A 241-nucleotide genomic window follows, 5' to 3' on the forward strand; every position below is an offset into this window, starting at 1 on the left:
CTATTTGTACTAAATACATTTACACTAAATTGAGAAGGAATTAATTATGAGTAAGACCCTAATTATTGGCGCTAGCGGACAAATTGTTAAAATGGCACCCAAGTTGCTTTTAAACAAAGAGCAAAATGTATCTGCATTAGTGGGTGATATAAGTAAGTTAGATGATTTAGATTGTGCATTGTTAACTATTGTGGAGATAGATCTCGAAGGAGATTTGTCTGGTGGGAGACAAGATTGGGTG

1 pseudogene is annotated in these 241 nt (G+C 34.9%); it reads left to right on the plus strand.

Going from position 1 to position 241, the window contains the following annotated elements:
- Nucleotides 1-46 precede the first annotated feature (46 nt).
- A pseudogene (locus tag CWB60_RS20435) lies at nucleotides 47-241 on the plus strand (hypothetical protein); the annotation flags it as partial.

Origin of the sequence: Pseudoalteromonas sp. S327 (genome assembly GCF_005886415.1) — a bacterium.
Lineage (GTDB): Bacteria > Pseudomonadota > Gammaproteobacteria > Enterobacterales > Alteromonadaceae > Pseudoalteromonas > Pseudoalteromonas atlantica.